Raw genomic sequence first — 14,062 nt, 5'->3', positions numbered from 1 at the left:
AACTTCCCCGGCCTGGTTCACGCTGGATCGATCACCGACATCGCCTGGCCGACGGACGCCGTGTCCGTCGGCCGCACCAGTCGCGCGACTTCCGCGCCGTCGCGCAGGAACACCAGCGTCGGCCACAGCTTGATGCGGTATGAGCGGCCGAGCCGACGGCCGGGACCGTCCTCGATCTTGAGGTGGCGCACGCCGGGGTGGTCGGCGAAGACGCTGGCGATCAGCGGCTGGGCGGCGGTGCAGTGGCCACACCAGCCGGTGCCGAACTCGACCACCGTGGCGCCGGGCAATGCGTCGACCTCATCCCGGGCAGGCGCGGCGGTGGCGTAGTCGCGTTGCACGTGCCTAGTTGCTCGAGATGCTGACCTGTGGTCCGGGATAGTCGACCACCAGGGCGATGCGACGGTTGTCGCGGCCGCGCTTTCCGGTCGCACCGGGACGGACCTGGCGGTTCTCGGCCTCGCCATAGCTGACCGCCTGCACCTGCATCGGGTGCAGTCCGGCCTGCTTGACCAGGTAGTCGCGCGCGGCTTCGGCCCGGCGCTGGCCGAGACGCTTGTTGAAGGCGGCGGTGCCGGCCGGGTCGGCGAAGCCCTCGACGGTGATCATGGCGTTGCCGTGGCTGCGGTTGACCGCATGTGCGAAATCATCGAGCAGCGCCTTGGCGCGCGTGCTGAGGGTCGCCTCGCCGGTGTCGAAGTAGGCCGCGGTGGTGTCGATGCGGATGCCGTTGCTGGTGCCGTTGCCGTGGTCGACGCGGCTGATCGAGGCTTCGTACTTGTCCGACAGCGATTGCAGGCCGCGGCCGAGGTCCTGCAACTGCGCTTCGAGCCGGGCGTCGGTGGCGCGCAGCTCGCCGATGGCGGCATCGAACTCGTCACGCTGGACGAAGTGACTGCAGCCCGCGACCGTCGCGGCCGAGAGTGCGATGGCTACAAGTACGTTACGGGAGCGGGGGATGGCCATGGCTCGTCTCCTGGCTGACGTGTCGGCGTCGGCGCGCGTCGCTGCGCGGGCTGGTGAGAGTTCTACGTCGTTGCCGACCTTAATCCAGCACTCATTTGTCCGAAGTGAAACGGCAGACCTGCAATTGATCCTGAACAGGTCGCGTGAACCAAAAAAAGCGGCCCGGTTTCATCCGGGCCGCTGGACTACGACGAGCGAGCGTCTGCGGTCAGTCTTCCGCGCTCTGGTAGTGCGTCAGGTAACGACCGGCGGCCACCGCGTATGCCGCACGGGTCACGCCCTTGGTCGGATCGAAGTACGCCTGCAGGGTCGGCTCCAGGTCATACGGCCCCTGCTTGACCTCGAAGCGGGCGTTGATCAGGCCCAGGTCGAGCGCCAGTTGCACGTAGCCGCGCAGCGCCGCGGGGATTGATGCGGCATCCGCGACCGGGACACGCTGGCCGAGGTAGAACGCGGTCAGGTTGCCGTCGAAGGCGCGGGCTTCCTGCTGCAACGCCAGGCTCTGCACCAGCGAGTAGGCCAGGCTGACCCGGCTGACATTGTCGTCCGGACGGAACTTGCCGTTGAGCATGCCCATTACGCCGGCCTGCGACTGGCTCAGGTCGCGCAGCGCGCCGCCGGTGGCGACCGCCGCCTCGGCGAACGGATACGCCGGGTCGTCGACGCTCAGGTCGGTGAAGCTCGGTTGCCGATCCAGTGGCAGCTGCTGGCGCACGCTGGTGCCCATCAACAGGTACTGGGCCATCTCGTCACGCTTGAGGATGGCGTCGGGGCGGAAGCGACGATCGGAGTCGCCATCGACCAGGCGGTTGGCGACGGCGAATTCGATCGCCTGCCGCGCCGGATGGTTGGCGACGTCGTTCATCCCGGTGTAGCCACCGCTGTTGAGAAAGCCAATTTCGCCGTTGACCGTGCCCGGTGCACCGTAGCCATTGGTGACGCCGGCCGGGTCGAGCCCCTGGCCGGACACCGAGCCGATGCCGCGCACGGTGACGCGCCACACGCCCGGTTTGGCCGGGGCGCCGGTGGTGACGGTATCGCCGAGCACCGGCAGCGAGATCGCCGAGCCGTATTGCACGCCGTCCGGATCGATCAGCACCAGCGCCAGGGTGTTCTCGCCGATGGTGGCGCGGACGCTGACGAAGGCGACCTCCGGCCCGACCGTGAACGACTGCTCCTCGACCTCACCCACCGGGGCGAAGTCGATCGAGAACGGGATCGGATCGGCGCCCGGGGCCAGCAGGGCGTTGGCGTTGAACTCGCGCAAGCCATTGACGGTGGCGCCGAAGTCACTGCGGACATCGGTGGCTTCGGCCACCGCGGCGTAGGCGTTCAGATGGCCCATGCCGGCTTCCCACGGCAGCCGCCCGGTCATGTTGGTGGCGGTGCGTTCGATGATGTCCTTGACCTGCGCCGGGGTGAGGGTCGGATTGGCTTCCAGCATCAGCGCGACCACACCGGCGACGTGCGGCGTCGCCATCGAGGTGCCGCTCATGTGGGTGTAGAACGGCAGGTGCGCGGGCGCCATGTTGTTGGCGTCGTACTCGGCGGCGAGCGGCGGCAGCGCGCCGGTCAGGGTGCGGGTGGAGGCGATGTCAACGCCGGTGGCGACCACGGTCGGCTCGTTGATGTAGGTCCACTCGCGGCCGTCGGGCATCGTGAACTCGCCGATTTCGCCGCGTTTGCCGCGCGAGGAGAAGCCGGTCAGCACGCCATCCTTCTCACCGGCGCCGACCGAGATCACCCACGGTGCCTGCGCGTACGGATTGTGGGTGTCCTCGCCGGAACCGTCGTTGCCGGCGGCGAACACGCTGACGATGCCGCGCTTGTACAGCTCGTAGCTGGCAATGTTGACCGGGTTGAGCGGCTCGAACTTGCCCGAGCTGCCCCAGGAGTTGCTGGTCACCCGGATCGGCGCATCGAAACTGAACTGGTTGGTCGCGGCATAGTCGAGGCCGCCGACCGCGTCGAGGATCAGCAGCACGCCGCCGGAGCCGTAGCCGACCAGGCTGGCGCCCGGCGCGACGCCGCGATATAGGCCATTGGAACTCGCGCCGGTGCCGCCGATCGTCCCTGCACAGTGGGTGCCATGGCCGGAACCGGTGTCGGTGTTGAGTTGGCCTTCGAGGTAGGTGATCGGCAGCATCGCGTCATAGGCCGCCAGGTTGGTCGCGGCCTGCACGTTCTCGACCACGTTGCGGCCGAACTTCAGGTCCTGGTGGGTGGCGTCGACGCCCGAGTCGTTGACCACCACGCCGACGCCGGCGCCGCTGAACGGGATCGCGCGGTTGTAGTCGCCCGGGTTCTGCACGGCACGCTCGGCGCCGGAGATCTGCCGGGCTTCCTTGTTGAAGTATTTCAGCGGCGCGTTGAAGTAGATCGAGGCGACATCGTCGCGCTGGGCCAGCGCGCGGATCTCGGTCGGGGTCGCCAACGCACCGGCGATCGGCAGCGTGCGCATCAGCACGCCTTGGTCGATCCCGAGCGAATTGAGCGCAGCGACCTGGCTGGCAGTGACCGGCCCGGACTGCTCGTAGCTGACCACGATCTGCAATTGGTCGGTCGGTAATGCATCCTGCATGCGCGAGGCCAGTTCCGGATCGAGTTGTGCGTCTGCGAGGGCGACCCCGCTGGCGAGCAGGCCGGCGGCGATGGCACAGATACGGAAGGTGCGGCGCTGAATGGGGGATCGGGTTCTGGAAAACATGGAAAAAGCTCCGGGGGAAATCGCCGCAGGCTTGGGGCGGACCCGAGTATCCGCAGCGTTGCGGCCGGCTGCCCATCCGGAATTGCCCCCAGCCGTACTGGGGGAAATCACCCAGCGGGACAGCCATGCGCCTGAGTGTTTTCCCCTAGAGACGCGGATCACGGAATCAGGCTAGGGTAGACAGGTTGATGTCCTGGAGAATGGCGATGTCGAGGTTTCCGTTGGTTTCCAAGCTGCTGGTTCTGGCGGCACTGCTATTCGGCACCAGCCAGGTTGCGGCGCAATCGCTTCCGGTGCAGGTCGACGTCAGCGGCAACACCGCGACGGTCGAGATCGGCGGTGCCGGCGAGCCCTTGGCCGAGCTCATCCTCACGTTCGACGATGCCAACGGGCTCAGTGCCTCCAGTCTCGGGGTCAGCGCACAGCTGGTGAATCTCAACGATCCCGCCCTTCTCACCCGGCTGCCCGGCCAGGCCCTGACCCGGCTCGATCCGGCCCTGCCGCTCATGATCACGGTGGAACCACCGGCCCTGGGCGGGCTCAGCTTCAACCGCACGGTGCGTGCCGAAGTCCACACCCATGCCCTGCCCTACACCGCAGGCAGCTCGCTGCGACTGCTCAAGGCGCCATTGAACGGGGCGTTCCGCGACATCACCGATGAAATCGCACCGGGCAGCGTGCGCGCGCGCGGCACCACCGGAGGCTTTTCGCAATTCCTGGTGGTGACCGACCTGCGCGAGACCGGCGTGGTGCTGGACCAGAAGTTCTCGTGGTTGCGCGCGCGTATCGCCGCCCTCCCCCTGGGCGAGCAAGCCGCCTTCGATGCGTACCTCGACGCGGCCGAATCCGCGGTCGCCAACGCCGATTACGCCGACGCGATCGGCGCGCTGGACGAGATCCGCGCACGCGCCTCGGCCCGTGCCGGGCATGGCCTGACCCAGCAATGGCGGGCCACCCGGGACGTGGAAAACCAGGCCGGCGAGATCATCGCCGGTGCCGCGACCCTCAAGTACAGCGTCGCCTATCTGCGCGACTACGGGCAGTAGCCGGGACGCTCGCGATTCCGGCCTGCACGGCCTCCCGGCGGGCGCTGCAGTGCGCCCTCCCGTCCACCGATGCCGCGCTAAGATGCCTGGATGCAGGCACGACTGATCGCGTACCAACCCGATGACGCCGCCATCGTTCGCCTGATCCGTCCGGACCAGGCGCTGCGGATCGGTCGCGAAAGCGATCCGGCCGTGGATCCACCCGGTTCCGCAAAATCCGCCCTGGAGCATCTCGTCCTGGACCACCCGTCGGTGTCGCGCGCGCATGCCGAGTTGCGTGGCGACGGCGGCCAATGGCGACTGATCGACCTTGGCAGCAAGAACGGCAGCCACGTCGATGGCATCGCGATCAAGGACGCCCGGCTGGAGCACGCCTGCTGGCTGCGTTTCGGCGATGTCCACTGCGAGTTCGCGTTGCTCAGCGCGGCCGAGGCCGAAGCGGCCGAACACGACCGCCGCGTCCGCCGTCACGCCGCCACCGCGCACACGGCCCGCATCGAGAAGCTCACCCGCTTCGGCGACCTGCTCGACGCCAGCCTGAATGCAGTGCTGGGACTGGCGCAATGCGAGCGTGGCTTCGTGCTGCTCGATGACGGCGCCGACTTCGTGGTCAGCGCGAGCCAGTCGCTGGCGCCCGCAGCACTGGCAAGTCGCTCGTTCTCCGGCAGCGTCGGCGCCGTGCGGCGTGCACTGGACCAGCGATGCATCGTGGTCGCCAACGACATCGGCCGCGAGGCCTGGCTGGCGACGCGCGAGTCGGTGGCGACTTCCGGGCTCAGCACGCTGGTGTGCCTGCCATTGATGGATGGGGACCGCGTGCTTGGAGCGATCTACGCCGACCGCGTCGCGCCTGGCCCGGCGATCAGCACGCTCGACCTGGAGCTGCTAAAGGCTTTCGCCGAGAACGCGGCGATGTGGATATCAGCACGCCGCACCAGCGAGCAACTCGACATCCACCCCGGTGCGCCGGCCGACTGGAGCCGGATCGCCGCCGCTCACCCCCTGCCGGGCGACGAAGGCGCATGACCGCCCAGGGCGGCAACCCCGACCCGCCTGCCGGCGACGCGGCCAGCAACGCCACCACCACCGGCGTGTACGCCCAACTGGACCTTGCGCCAGGGACCGTGCTGGCCGACCGCTTCCGGCTCGAGTCGACCCTCGGCATTGGCGGCATGGGTGTCGTCTATCGCGCCACCGACATGACCCTCGACGTGACGGTCGCGCTGAAGCTGCTGCGTCCGGAACTGGCGCAGCGCGCCGACGCATTCGAGCGGTTTCGCGACGAACTGCTGCTGGCGCGGCAGGTCTCGCATCCGCACGTGGTGCGCATCCACGATCTCGCCCGACACGGCCAGCATTGGCTGATCAGCATGGACTTCGTCGATGGGACCTCGCTGGACCATCGGATCGACAAGCGAGGTCCGCTCGCGGTGGAGGACGCCCTGCAGGTGACGCACCAGCTCGCCGAGGGTCTTGCCGCCGCGCACGCCAAGGGCGTGGTGCATCGCGACCTGAAGCCGGCCAACGTGCTGCTCGACGCGCAGGACAATGCCTACATCAGCGATTTCGGCGTGGCTCGCTCGCTCATCAGCAGCGGCCTGACCCAGTCCGGCACGGTGGTCGGCACCCCGGATTACCTTTCGCCCGAGCAGGCCCGCGGCGACCCGGTCGATGCACGCAGCGACCTCTATGCATTGGGCCTGATCCTGTACGAGATGCTGGCCGGCAAGCCACCGTTCGGCGGCGGCACCATGGCCGAGGTGCTGGCGCAACGCATCGTGAGCACCCCGCAACCGATCGGCCGGCACCGGCCCGAGGTGCCGGCTTGGGTGGCGCGCCTGCTCGACAAGTTGCTGCGTCCGCAGCCGGCGCACCGCTTCCAGAGCGCGGCAGAGGTCGTGCGCGCGATCGACACGCGCGAAGTGCCGCGCGAGCTGCGGCTGTCGCGCGGGTCCGGATGGGGATTGGCGGCGATGCTCGCGCTCGCGGTTGGCTTGGGCGGGTGGTGGTGGCAGCACGAGCCCGACCCGACTGTCGCCGGCTCGCCACCGTTGCAACGCCTGCTTGTGCTGCCGATCGAGCATGCCGGCGATGGCGGCTCGCCCACGGACACGCTTGCCCCGAAGCTGGCCGGTCTCGGCGCGCACCTGCGCGACGCGCTGGCTGCGATCCCCGGCTTCGCCGTGGTCGATGGCGAACGCACCCGGCAGGCCTTGCGCCAACTCGACCCCGCCGGCGCCGCGCGGCCGGATGTCACCGGCTTGCGCACCATCGCCGCCGCGCAACGCGTGCTGCAACCCACGTTGGTGGCCGAGGACGGCCGCTGGCGCCTGCGCGCGCAACTGCACTCCGGAGCCGCCGCGCCCGTGGCCATCGATGGACCGGCCGCCGACGGTCCCGCCACTGCGCTGCACGCGTGGGCCGACCAGGCCGGCACGCGGCGGGCCCTCGGCCTGCGCGACGACGCTCCCATCCGCTTGACCCTGCCCACCGAATCCGGGGCACTGGACGCGTATGGCGCCGGCCTGCTTGCGCGCCAGCGCGGCAAGCTCGACGAAGCGCTGGAGAAGCTGCGCGCCGCGACCACGGCCGCGCCAGCTTATGCCGCCGCCTGGTTGGCGCAAGCCGAAACCGCGCTGTCGATCGGTGAACTCGATACCGCGTTCGACGCCATCGAACACGGCCAGCGCGCCGCCACCGACGCTCCCGCAAGCCTGCGCCGGCGTTTCGCCGCCGAACTTGCGCTGCTCGAAGGCAATCCGACCGCCGCGGTCGCCGAATGGCGCGCGCTGCTCGCCGCAACCCCGGACGACACCTTTGCCGAACTGCAGCTCGCACGCGCACAGGGCGCCGGCGGCGACTTCAGCGCCGCCGTCAAAGGCCTGCAGGCCCTGGTCCAGCGCGATGCCAACGACCCGCGCGCGTGGTTCGAACTGGGCAAGTTCACCCTGCTCAGCGGCGACGCCCAGCGGGCGGTCGACGACCACCTCGTGCGCGCACTGGTGCTTCACAAGCGCAGCCGCGATGCCTATGGCGAAGCCGAGACCGTCAACGCACTCGGCATCGGTTACGCCCGCCTCGGCCAGACCGCCGACGCCATCGAGCAGTACCGCAAGGCCGTGGACCTGCGCGGCGCTGTCGGCAACCGCCGCGGCGTGGCGACCAGCCTGCGCAACCTCGCCAACGTGCTGGCGTTGACCGGTCGGTTCGACCAAGCCGCCGGCCACCTTGAACAGGCCCGCGCGCTGCATGCCGAACTCGGCGACCAGGAAGGCCTGGCGGCAACCGAGAACGAGCTGGGCCTGCTGGCGGAGGAACGCGGCGACTACCGCGACGCGCTGGAGGCGTACCGACGCGCGCTGCAGATCTGGCAGCGCGCCGGCGATGCGCACGGCAGCGCGCAGGCGCTCAACAACATCGGCTTCGCGCACTACCAGCTCGGTGCCTACAACGACGCCCAGGTGTACTGGCAACAGGCCGCCGAGGCCTACGCCGAACTCGGTTCACTGACCGGCCGGATCCGCACGGAGCAGAACCTTGGGTTGCTCGCCACCGCTCGTGGGCACTGGGACGAGGCACGACGCCGGCTGCAGCAATCGCTGGCCAGCGCCGAGCAACAGCAGATGCCGGAGGAGGCCGCGGTCAGCCGCCGCAACCTGGCCGAACTCGAATTGCTGCAAGGCCACCTGGCCGCGGCGATCGAGCAGGCCCAAAAGGCCGAAGCCCTGTTCCGCCAGCGCGAGGACCAGCGGGGCGTCGTCGATGCCGGGTTGCTTCGCGCCCGGGCGTTGCTGACGGCACACGCCGATGTCGAGGCGCGGAGGCTGCTCGACGAACTGCAGCCCACCTTGGCGCAGGCCTCGACCGAGCAACGCGCGATCGCGCAACTGCTGGGCGCGGAACTTGCCTCGCGAGCTAACGACGCCGCACAGGCTACCGCAATGCTGCGGCAGGCCCGGGAGTGGGCGGCGAATTCCGGCGTGCGCTACCTGCAACTGCAGATCACGTTGCACGAGACCCGCGCCGGCATCGTCGACGGCAAAGACCTCGATCCCGCCACCACGGCGCTCGGCCATGCCGGCCTGCGGTTGGGCTGGCTCGAGTGGTCGATGCGACGGGCGCTCGGCAACGGTGATCCAACGGCGGCGCTCGCCGCTTACCGGGAGGCGCTGGGGTTGCTGCGCAGCGGCGATTTCCAGCGCTCCTGGCGGATCCATCGGCTCGGGGCGGAAGCGCACACGGCCAACGGCGACGATGCCGAAGCCGGTCGCGCGCAAGCCCGGTCGCGCGATGCATGGATCAAGTTGCGCGAAGGATTGCCCGAGTCCCTGCGCGCCGGCTTCGACCGGTCCGCGCAACCCACCGAGAAGGAACCGCCGCGTTGAGCGGGAAGGATCTCGATCGGGATCTGTCGCTGCCGGTGATCCGCGAGCAGTACCAACGCCTGTTGCAGCGGCTGGAAGCCAACGAGCGCGAATTCCGCCGACTCGGGAGGTCGGTGCTGCGCGTACAGGAGGACGAGCGGCGCCGGCTCGCACGCGAACTGCACGACGGCATCGGCCAGAACCTGACCGCGCTCAAGCACCGCCTGACCCAGCTTGGCGATGGCCTGCCGGTCGATCCGGCCCTGCGTGCCCAGCTCGAGGCAGCGATCGCGCTGTGCAACGACACCCTCGACGACACCCGCGAACTGTCGCGCCTGCTGCGTCCGCCAATCCTCGACGACCTCGGGCTCGAATCGGCGCTGCAATGGCTGGCGCGCAGCCAGGGCGAGGCCAGCCAGCTGTCGATCACGGTGGAGATGGAATCACTGCCCGCGCTCGACGACGACCTGCAGACACTGGTGTTTCGCATCGCCCAGGAAGCGCTCAACAACGTCGCCCGGCACGCCCAGGCCAGCAACGTACTTGTTCGTTTGGTCGTGCGCAGCGGCTCGTTGCAGCTGCAGGTGGTCGACGATGGCCGCGGTTGCGACCCGGAAACCGCACTGCGCAGCGGCGGCAGCGGACTCGGCGGCATGCGCGAGCGCCTGCGCCTGCACGGCGGCCGCCTCGACCTGCACTCCTCGCCCGGCAACGGCGCGCGCATCCGCGCGGTCATCCCGCTTGACGGCGATTGATCGCTCGCGCACGTTAGCGCGATGGGGAACATCCGCGTCCTGATCGCCGACGACCACACCCTGGTTCGTGAAAGCCTGGTCGGGCTGTTGCAAGCCGACGGCGACGTGCAGGTGGTGGCGCAGGCCGCCAACGGCCTGGAGACGCTGGAGCAGGCGACGGCGACCCGTCCGGACATCGTCGTGACCGACCTCACGATGCCGGGGCTCAACGGGATCGAGGTCGTGCGCCGCCTGCGTGAATCACTGCCGAACACCCGGGTGCTGGTACTGACCATGCACCAGGAGGACGAGTACGTGCTGCAGGCAGTGCGCGCCGGCGCATCGGGTTACCTGGTCAAGGACAGCGCGGCATCCGAATTGCTGGCCGCGGTGCGCAGCCTGCAACTCGGCCGCAGCTACTTCGGCCCGCAGGCGTCGAAGGCGCTGGCCGAGCAACTGCAGCATCCCGAGCGCGTGGTCGACGACCCCTACGGCCGCCTGACCCCGCGCGAGCGCGAGGTGTTCCACCTGATCGCCGAAGGCCTGACCACCAAGGAGATCGCAAGCAAGCTCGGGACCAGCGCCAAGACCGCGGAGAACCACCGCAGCCGCGTGCTTGGCAAACTGGGGGTGCGCAACACCGCCGAACTGGTGCGTTACGCGCTGCGGCGCGGGTTGCTGGACTAGAACGCCGCCCGCCGACTTCGGCGGACGCGGCGGGTGCGACCGGCCAGCTTGGTCACGAGGACATCGTGCGTGACGCGTGGCCCAGCGAAGCGTTGCCGTGAACGTTTATGCGCGCGTGCTGTTCGCTTTCGTAGGAGCGGCTTTAGCCGCGATCTGGAGTCGGCGCGGGCGAACGATTCTCCAATCGCGGCTAAAGCCGCTCCTACAAGAGCTCCTACGACGAAGGGGAACGCTCGCCTTTCAGCCGCGCCAGCAACGGTTCGACCAGGTCCATCGGCAGCGGGAAGACGATCGTCGAGTTCTTCTCGCCGGCGATGTCGGTCAGCGTCTGCAGGTAGCGCAACTGGATCGCGCGCGGATCCTGGCCGAGCAGCTTGGCGGCCTCGACCAGTTTCTCGGCGGCCTGCTGCTCGCCCTCGGCGTGGATGATCTTGGCCCGGCGCACGCGCTCGGCCTCGGCCTGGCGGGCGATCGCCCGGACCATGACCTCGTTGATGTCGACGTGCTTGATCTCGACGTTGGCGACCTTGATGCCCCAGGCGTCGGTCTGGTCGTCGAGGATGGCGCGGATGTCGTTGTTGAGCTTCTCGCGCTCGGCCAGCATCTCGTCGAGGTCGTGCTGGCCCAGCACCGAGCGCAGGGTGGTCTGGGCGAGCTGGCTGGTGGCCTCGTAGTAATGCTCGACGTTGATGATCGCCTTCTCCGGGTCGACCACGCGGAAGTACACCACCGCGTTGACCTGCACCGAGACGTTGTCGCGCGAGATCAGATCCTGCGAAGGCACGTCCATGACGATCGTGCGAAGGTCGACGCGGACGATCTGCTGCACGACCGGGACCAGGATGATCAGGCCCGGGCCCTTGACCTTCCAGAAGCGGCCGAGTTGGAACACCACGCCGCGCTCGTACTCGCGCAGCACCTTGATTGCGGTGAACAGCAGCAACGCGATGATCACCAGGATCGGGGCGAAAGCGAAGATGTTCATGGTTGGGCTCCCGGACGGGGTGTGGATGACGTGGCTGCCCTGTCGAAGGGGACGACGTGCAGGACCAGCCCATCGATGGACACCACCCGCAGCGCCTGGCCGCGGACGACGGCGACGTCCGAATCGGCCTGCCAGACTTCGCCGCGGATGCGCACGCGGCCATGGCCACTGAAATCGTCCAGTGCGATCGCCGGATGGCCGACCAGTTCGTCGACGCCGGTGGTGACCGGCCGGTCGCGTGCGCGCAATGCCAGCCAGACCACGCCCATGAAGGCGAGCGCGCTGGCGACGCCGATGCCCAGTACCAGTTGCCCCGGCACGCCGAAACCGGGCACGTCGGTGTCGAACAGGATCAGCGATCCGGCGACCAGGGCGATCAGCCCGCCAATGCCGAGCACGCCGAAGCTGGGCATCGCCAGTTCGGTCGCCATCAACGCGACACCGAGCACGATCAGGGCGACGCCGGCGTAGTTCACCGGCAGTACCTGCAGGGCGTACAGCGCCAGCAGCAGGCAGATCGCGCCGACCACGCCGGGCACCACCGCACCGGGGCTGTAGCCCTCGAACAGCAGGCCGTACAGGCCGATCAGCAACAACAGGTAGGCGACGGTGGGGTTGGTCAGCACCGCGAGGAACTTGAAGCGCCAGCCAGGCGCGATGGCGGTGACCGGTGCGCCGTGGGTGTCGAGGGTGACGGTGCCGCTGGCGAGGATGACCTCGCGGCCATCCGCCTGGGCCAGCAGGCTGTCGATGTCGTTGGCTAGGATCTCGATGACGTCCTGCTGCAGGGCCTCTTCGGCGGTGAAGGTGGCGGCCTCGCGCACGGCGCGGTCGGCAAATTCGGCGTTGCGGTCGCGCAGTTCGGCGAGGCTGCGCAGGTAGGCGGCCGCATCGTTGGTGACCTTGTGGTCCATGGCGTTGCCGGGGGCTTGGCGGTCGCCTGCGCGACCGGATGGCTGGCGATCCGTTTCCGCTGCGTCGGCGGGAGCGTCGGCACCGGCCGGGGCACCGGGTTCGCGATCAGGCGCGATGCCCGGCCCACCGCCGCCGAGCGACACCGGCGTGGCCGCGCCCAGCGATGTGGCCGGCGCCATCGCTGCGAGATGGCTGGCATACAGGATGTAGGTGCCGGCGCTGGCCGCGCGTGCGCCCTGCGGCGCGACCCAGGCGATCACCGGCACCTTCGATGCCAGGATCGCCTGGTTGATGTCGCGGGTGGACGCATCGAGGCCGCCGGGGGTGTTGATCCGCAGCACCACCGCCGCGGCGTTCTCGTCGGCGGCGCGGTCGAACCCGCGCTGCAGGTAATCACGGGTGGCCGGGCCGATGCCGCCTTCGATGTCGAGCAGCAGAACGGAGGGGCTGGCCGGCGTGGCGGGTGGCTCCTGCGAAAGTACCGGGACCATGGCGACTGCCGACAGCATCGCCGCCAGCAGCAGTCCGAAGGTCGGCAGTGGAGAGCGTCCGCCCGGTCTCATGGCAGCCCCTGCGAATGGCGGGCGGGACGCAGCCCGCCCCAACACCCAGTTAATACCCAGGGACGTTAGGGGCGCGGCAAGGTGTCCGCGTTCTGTAGGAGCGGCTTCAGCCGCGATCGGAAGCCGGCGCGGGCGAACGATTCCAGATCGCGGCTGAAGCCGCTCCTACAAAAGGCTATCCGCTGAGCCGATCTGGAACACGTCCCCATCCAGCATCGCCGGGAACCGCTCGCGATGCAGCGCCAGTTGGTCGGCCTGCAACGTGGTGGTGACGACGACTTCTTCGTCGGTGCACTCGCTGGCCGGATGGCCGAGGAAGTCGATCACCGCGCTGTCGCCGGAATAGTGGATGCCGTTGCCGTCGGTGCCGACGCGGTTGAGGCCGGCGACGTAGCACAGGTTCTCGATCGCGCGGGCGCGCAACAGGGTCTTCCACGCGTAGGCGCGTGCCGCCGGCCAGTTGGCGACGTACAGGGCGAGGTCGTAGTCCGGCTGGCCGGGCCGCTCGACGTCGAAACGGTTGCGCGAGTACACCGGGAAACGCAGGTCGTAGCAGACCAGCGGACAGATCCGCCAACCTTTCCAGTCGAGGGTCAGGCGTTCGCGGCCGGCGGCGTAGCGCTCGTGCTCGCGGGCGTAACGGAACAGGTGGCGCTTGTCGTAGTGGTGCAACCCGCCATCGGGGGTGGCGAACAGCATGCGGTTGAATACCTTGCCCGGCAGCGATCCATCGCCGTCGCGGATCTGCACGCTGCCGGTGATGGCGGCACCGAGGTGGGCGGCCTGCGCGCGCATCCACTCGACGGTCGGTCCGTCCATGGTCTCGGCGTTGTCGATGGCGTCGTTGCTGAAGCCGCTGGTGAAGGTCTCGGGCAGGATCACCAGGTCGGTGGTGCCGTGTAGCGGCGCGATCAGCTCGCCGTAATACTCGCGATTGCCGGCCGGGTCGTGCCAGAGGGTGGCGCCTTGGACGAGGGAGATGCGCAGGTTGTTCATGACGGCGGGGTCCGGCTTTGAGGTTTGGTAGGAGCGACGTGAGTCGCGACCCGACGAACAATAGGCAGCGATGTACAGGTCGCGACTCACGTCGCTCCT

General features: G+C 68.9%; 11 protein-coding genes. 5 read left to right on the top strand and 6 right to left on the bottom strand.

Features of this window, described 5'->3' with window-relative positions; genetic code table 11:
* Window positions 1-17 precede the first annotated feature (17 nt).
* The 3 genes from SNE34_RS02605 to SNE34_RS02595 all read right to left on the bottom strand — a co-directional run bounded on the left by SNE34_RS02605 (window position 18) and on the right by SNE34_RS02595 (window position 3,673).
* Window positions 18-341 (bottom strand): thioredoxin family protein, encoded by a 324-nt coding sequence (locus SNE34_RS02605; RefSeq protein ID WP_332614412.1) that lies wholly within the window; start codon window positions 339-341, stop codon window positions 18-20.
* A 4-nt stretch (window positions 342-345) separates the two neighbouring features.
* Window positions 346-966: an OmpA family protein gene (locus SNE34_RS02600; protein ID WP_332614410.1), complete on the bottom strand. Its 621-nt coding sequence runs from the start codon at window positions 964-966 to the stop codon at window positions 346-348.
* A gap of 208 nt (window positions 967-1,174) precedes the next feature.
* Entirely contained in the window at window positions 1,175-3,673 is a 2,499-nt protein-coding gene (locus SNE34_RS02595; protein WP_332614407.1) for a S8 family serine peptidase, read from the bottom strand.
* A 206-nt stretch (window positions 3,674-3,879) separates the two neighbouring features.
* Here SNE34_RS02595 and SNE34_RS02590 point away from each other — a divergent pair, with 206 nt between their 5' ends.
* The 5 genes from SNE34_RS02590 (at window position 3,880) to SNE34_RS02570 (ending at window position 10,504) form a co-directional block, all read left to right on the top strand.
* Window positions 3,880-4,719 (top strand): DUF6689 family protein, encoded by an 840-nt coding sequence (locus SNE34_RS02590; protein ID WP_332614406.1) that lies wholly within the window; start codon window positions 3,880-3,882, stop codon window positions 4,717-4,719.
* 90 nt (window positions 4,720-4,809) lie between these two features.
* Window positions 4,810-5,745, top strand: a complete 936-nt coding sequence (locus SNE34_RS02585; RefSeq protein WP_332614404.1) for an FHA domain-containing protein — start codon at window positions 4,810-4,812, stop codon at window positions 5,743-5,745.
* Window positions 5,742-9,104 (top strand): protein kinase domain-containing protein, encoded by a 3,363-nt coding sequence (locus SNE34_RS02580; protein WP_332614402.1) that lies wholly within the window; start codon window positions 5,742-5,744, stop codon window positions 9,102-9,104. The genes SNE34_RS02585 and SNE34_RS02580 overlap by 4 nt, the downstream gene beginning before the upstream one ends.
* Window positions 9,101-9,838, top strand: a complete 738-nt coding sequence (locus SNE34_RS02575) for a sensor histidine kinase (RefSeq protein ID WP_332614400.1) — start codon at window positions 9,101-9,103, stop codon at window positions 9,836-9,838. The genes SNE34_RS02580 and SNE34_RS02575 overlap by 4 nt, the downstream gene beginning before the upstream one ends.
* A 21-nt stretch (window positions 9,839-9,859) precedes the next feature.
* Complete coding sequence (locus SNE34_RS02570) at window positions 9,860-10,504, top strand: response regulator transcription factor (protein WP_332614398.1); 645 nt, start codon at window positions 9,860-9,862, stop codon at window positions 10,502-10,504.
* A gap of 214 nt (window positions 10,505-10,718) precedes the next feature.
* On the opposite strand, the gene SNE34_RS02565 is transcribed toward SNE34_RS02570, so the two are convergent.
* The 3 genes from SNE34_RS02565 to SNE34_RS02555 all read right to left on the bottom strand — a co-directional run bounded on the left by SNE34_RS02565 (window position 10,719) and on the right by SNE34_RS02555 (window position 13,963).
* Window positions 10,719-11,489, bottom strand: coding sequence for a slipin family protein (locus tag SNE34_RS02565; RefSeq protein ID WP_332614397.1), 771 nt, complete (start codon window positions 11,487-11,489; stop codon window positions 10,719-10,721).
* Window positions 11,486-12,967 carry an NfeD family protein gene (locus SNE34_RS02560; protein WP_332614395.1) on the bottom strand — a complete coding sequence of 494 codons (1,482 nt, stop codon included), beginning with the start codon at window positions 12,965-12,967 and terminating at the stop codon, window positions 11,486-11,488. The genes SNE34_RS02565 and SNE34_RS02560 overlap by 4 nt, the downstream gene beginning before the upstream one ends.
* 165 nt (window positions 12,968-13,132) lie before the next feature.
* The gene (locus tag SNE34_RS02555) at window positions 13,133-13,963 is read right to left on the bottom strand and encodes an amidohydrolase (RefSeq protein ID WP_332614393.1); all 831 of its coding nucleotides are present in this window, start codon (window positions 13,961-13,963) and stop codon (window positions 13,133-13,135) included.
* Between the last annotated feature and the right edge of the window lie 99 nt (window positions 13,964-14,062).

It is taken from the genome of Novilysobacter erysipheiresistens (assembly GCF_036663935.1).
Lineage (GTDB): Bacteria > Pseudomonadota > Gammaproteobacteria > Xanthomonadales > Xanthomonadaceae > Novilysobacter > Novilysobacter erysipheiresistens.
Note: the sequence above shows the minus strand (reverse complement) of the source record. Positions and strands in the feature narration are given on the sequence as shown.

Bases quoted from the DNA above. Each gene is read 5' to 3' on its own strand.
- SNE34_RS02580 (WP_332614402.1), top strand. From the start codon at position 5,742: ATGACCGCCCAGGGCGGCAACCCCGACCCGCCTGCCGGCGACGCGGCC.
- SNE34_RS02590 (WP_332614406.1), top strand. From the start codon at position 3,880: ATGTCGAGGTTTCCGTTGGTTTCCAAGCTGCTGGTTCTGGCGGCACTG.
- SNE34_RS02595 (WP_332614407.1), bottom strand. From the start codon at position 3,673: ATGTTTTCCAGAACCCGATCCCCCATTCAGCGCCGCACCTTCCGTATC.
- SNE34_RS02560 (WP_332614395.1), bottom strand. From the start codon at position 12,967: ATGAGACCGGGCGGACGCTCTCCACTGCCGACCTTCGGACTGCTGCTG.
- SNE34_RS02600 (WP_332614410.1), bottom strand. From the start codon at position 966: ATGGCCATCCCCCGCTCCCGTAACGTACTTGTAGCCATCGCACTCTCG.
- SNE34_RS02555 (WP_332614393.1), bottom strand. From the start codon at position 13,963: ATGAACAACCTGCGCATCTCCCTCGTCCAAGGCGCCACCCTCTGGCAC.
- SNE34_RS02570 (WP_332614398.1), top strand. From the start codon at position 9,860: ATGGGGAACATCCGCGTCCTGATCGCCGACGACCACACCCTGGTTCGT.
- SNE34_RS02565 (WP_332614397.1), bottom strand. From the start codon at position 11,489: ATGAACATCTTCGCTTTCGCCCCGATCCTGGTGATCATCGCGTTGCTG.
- SNE34_RS02585 (WP_332614404.1), top strand. From the start codon at position 4,810: ATGCAGGCACGACTGATCGCGTACCAACCCGATGACGCCGCCATCGTT.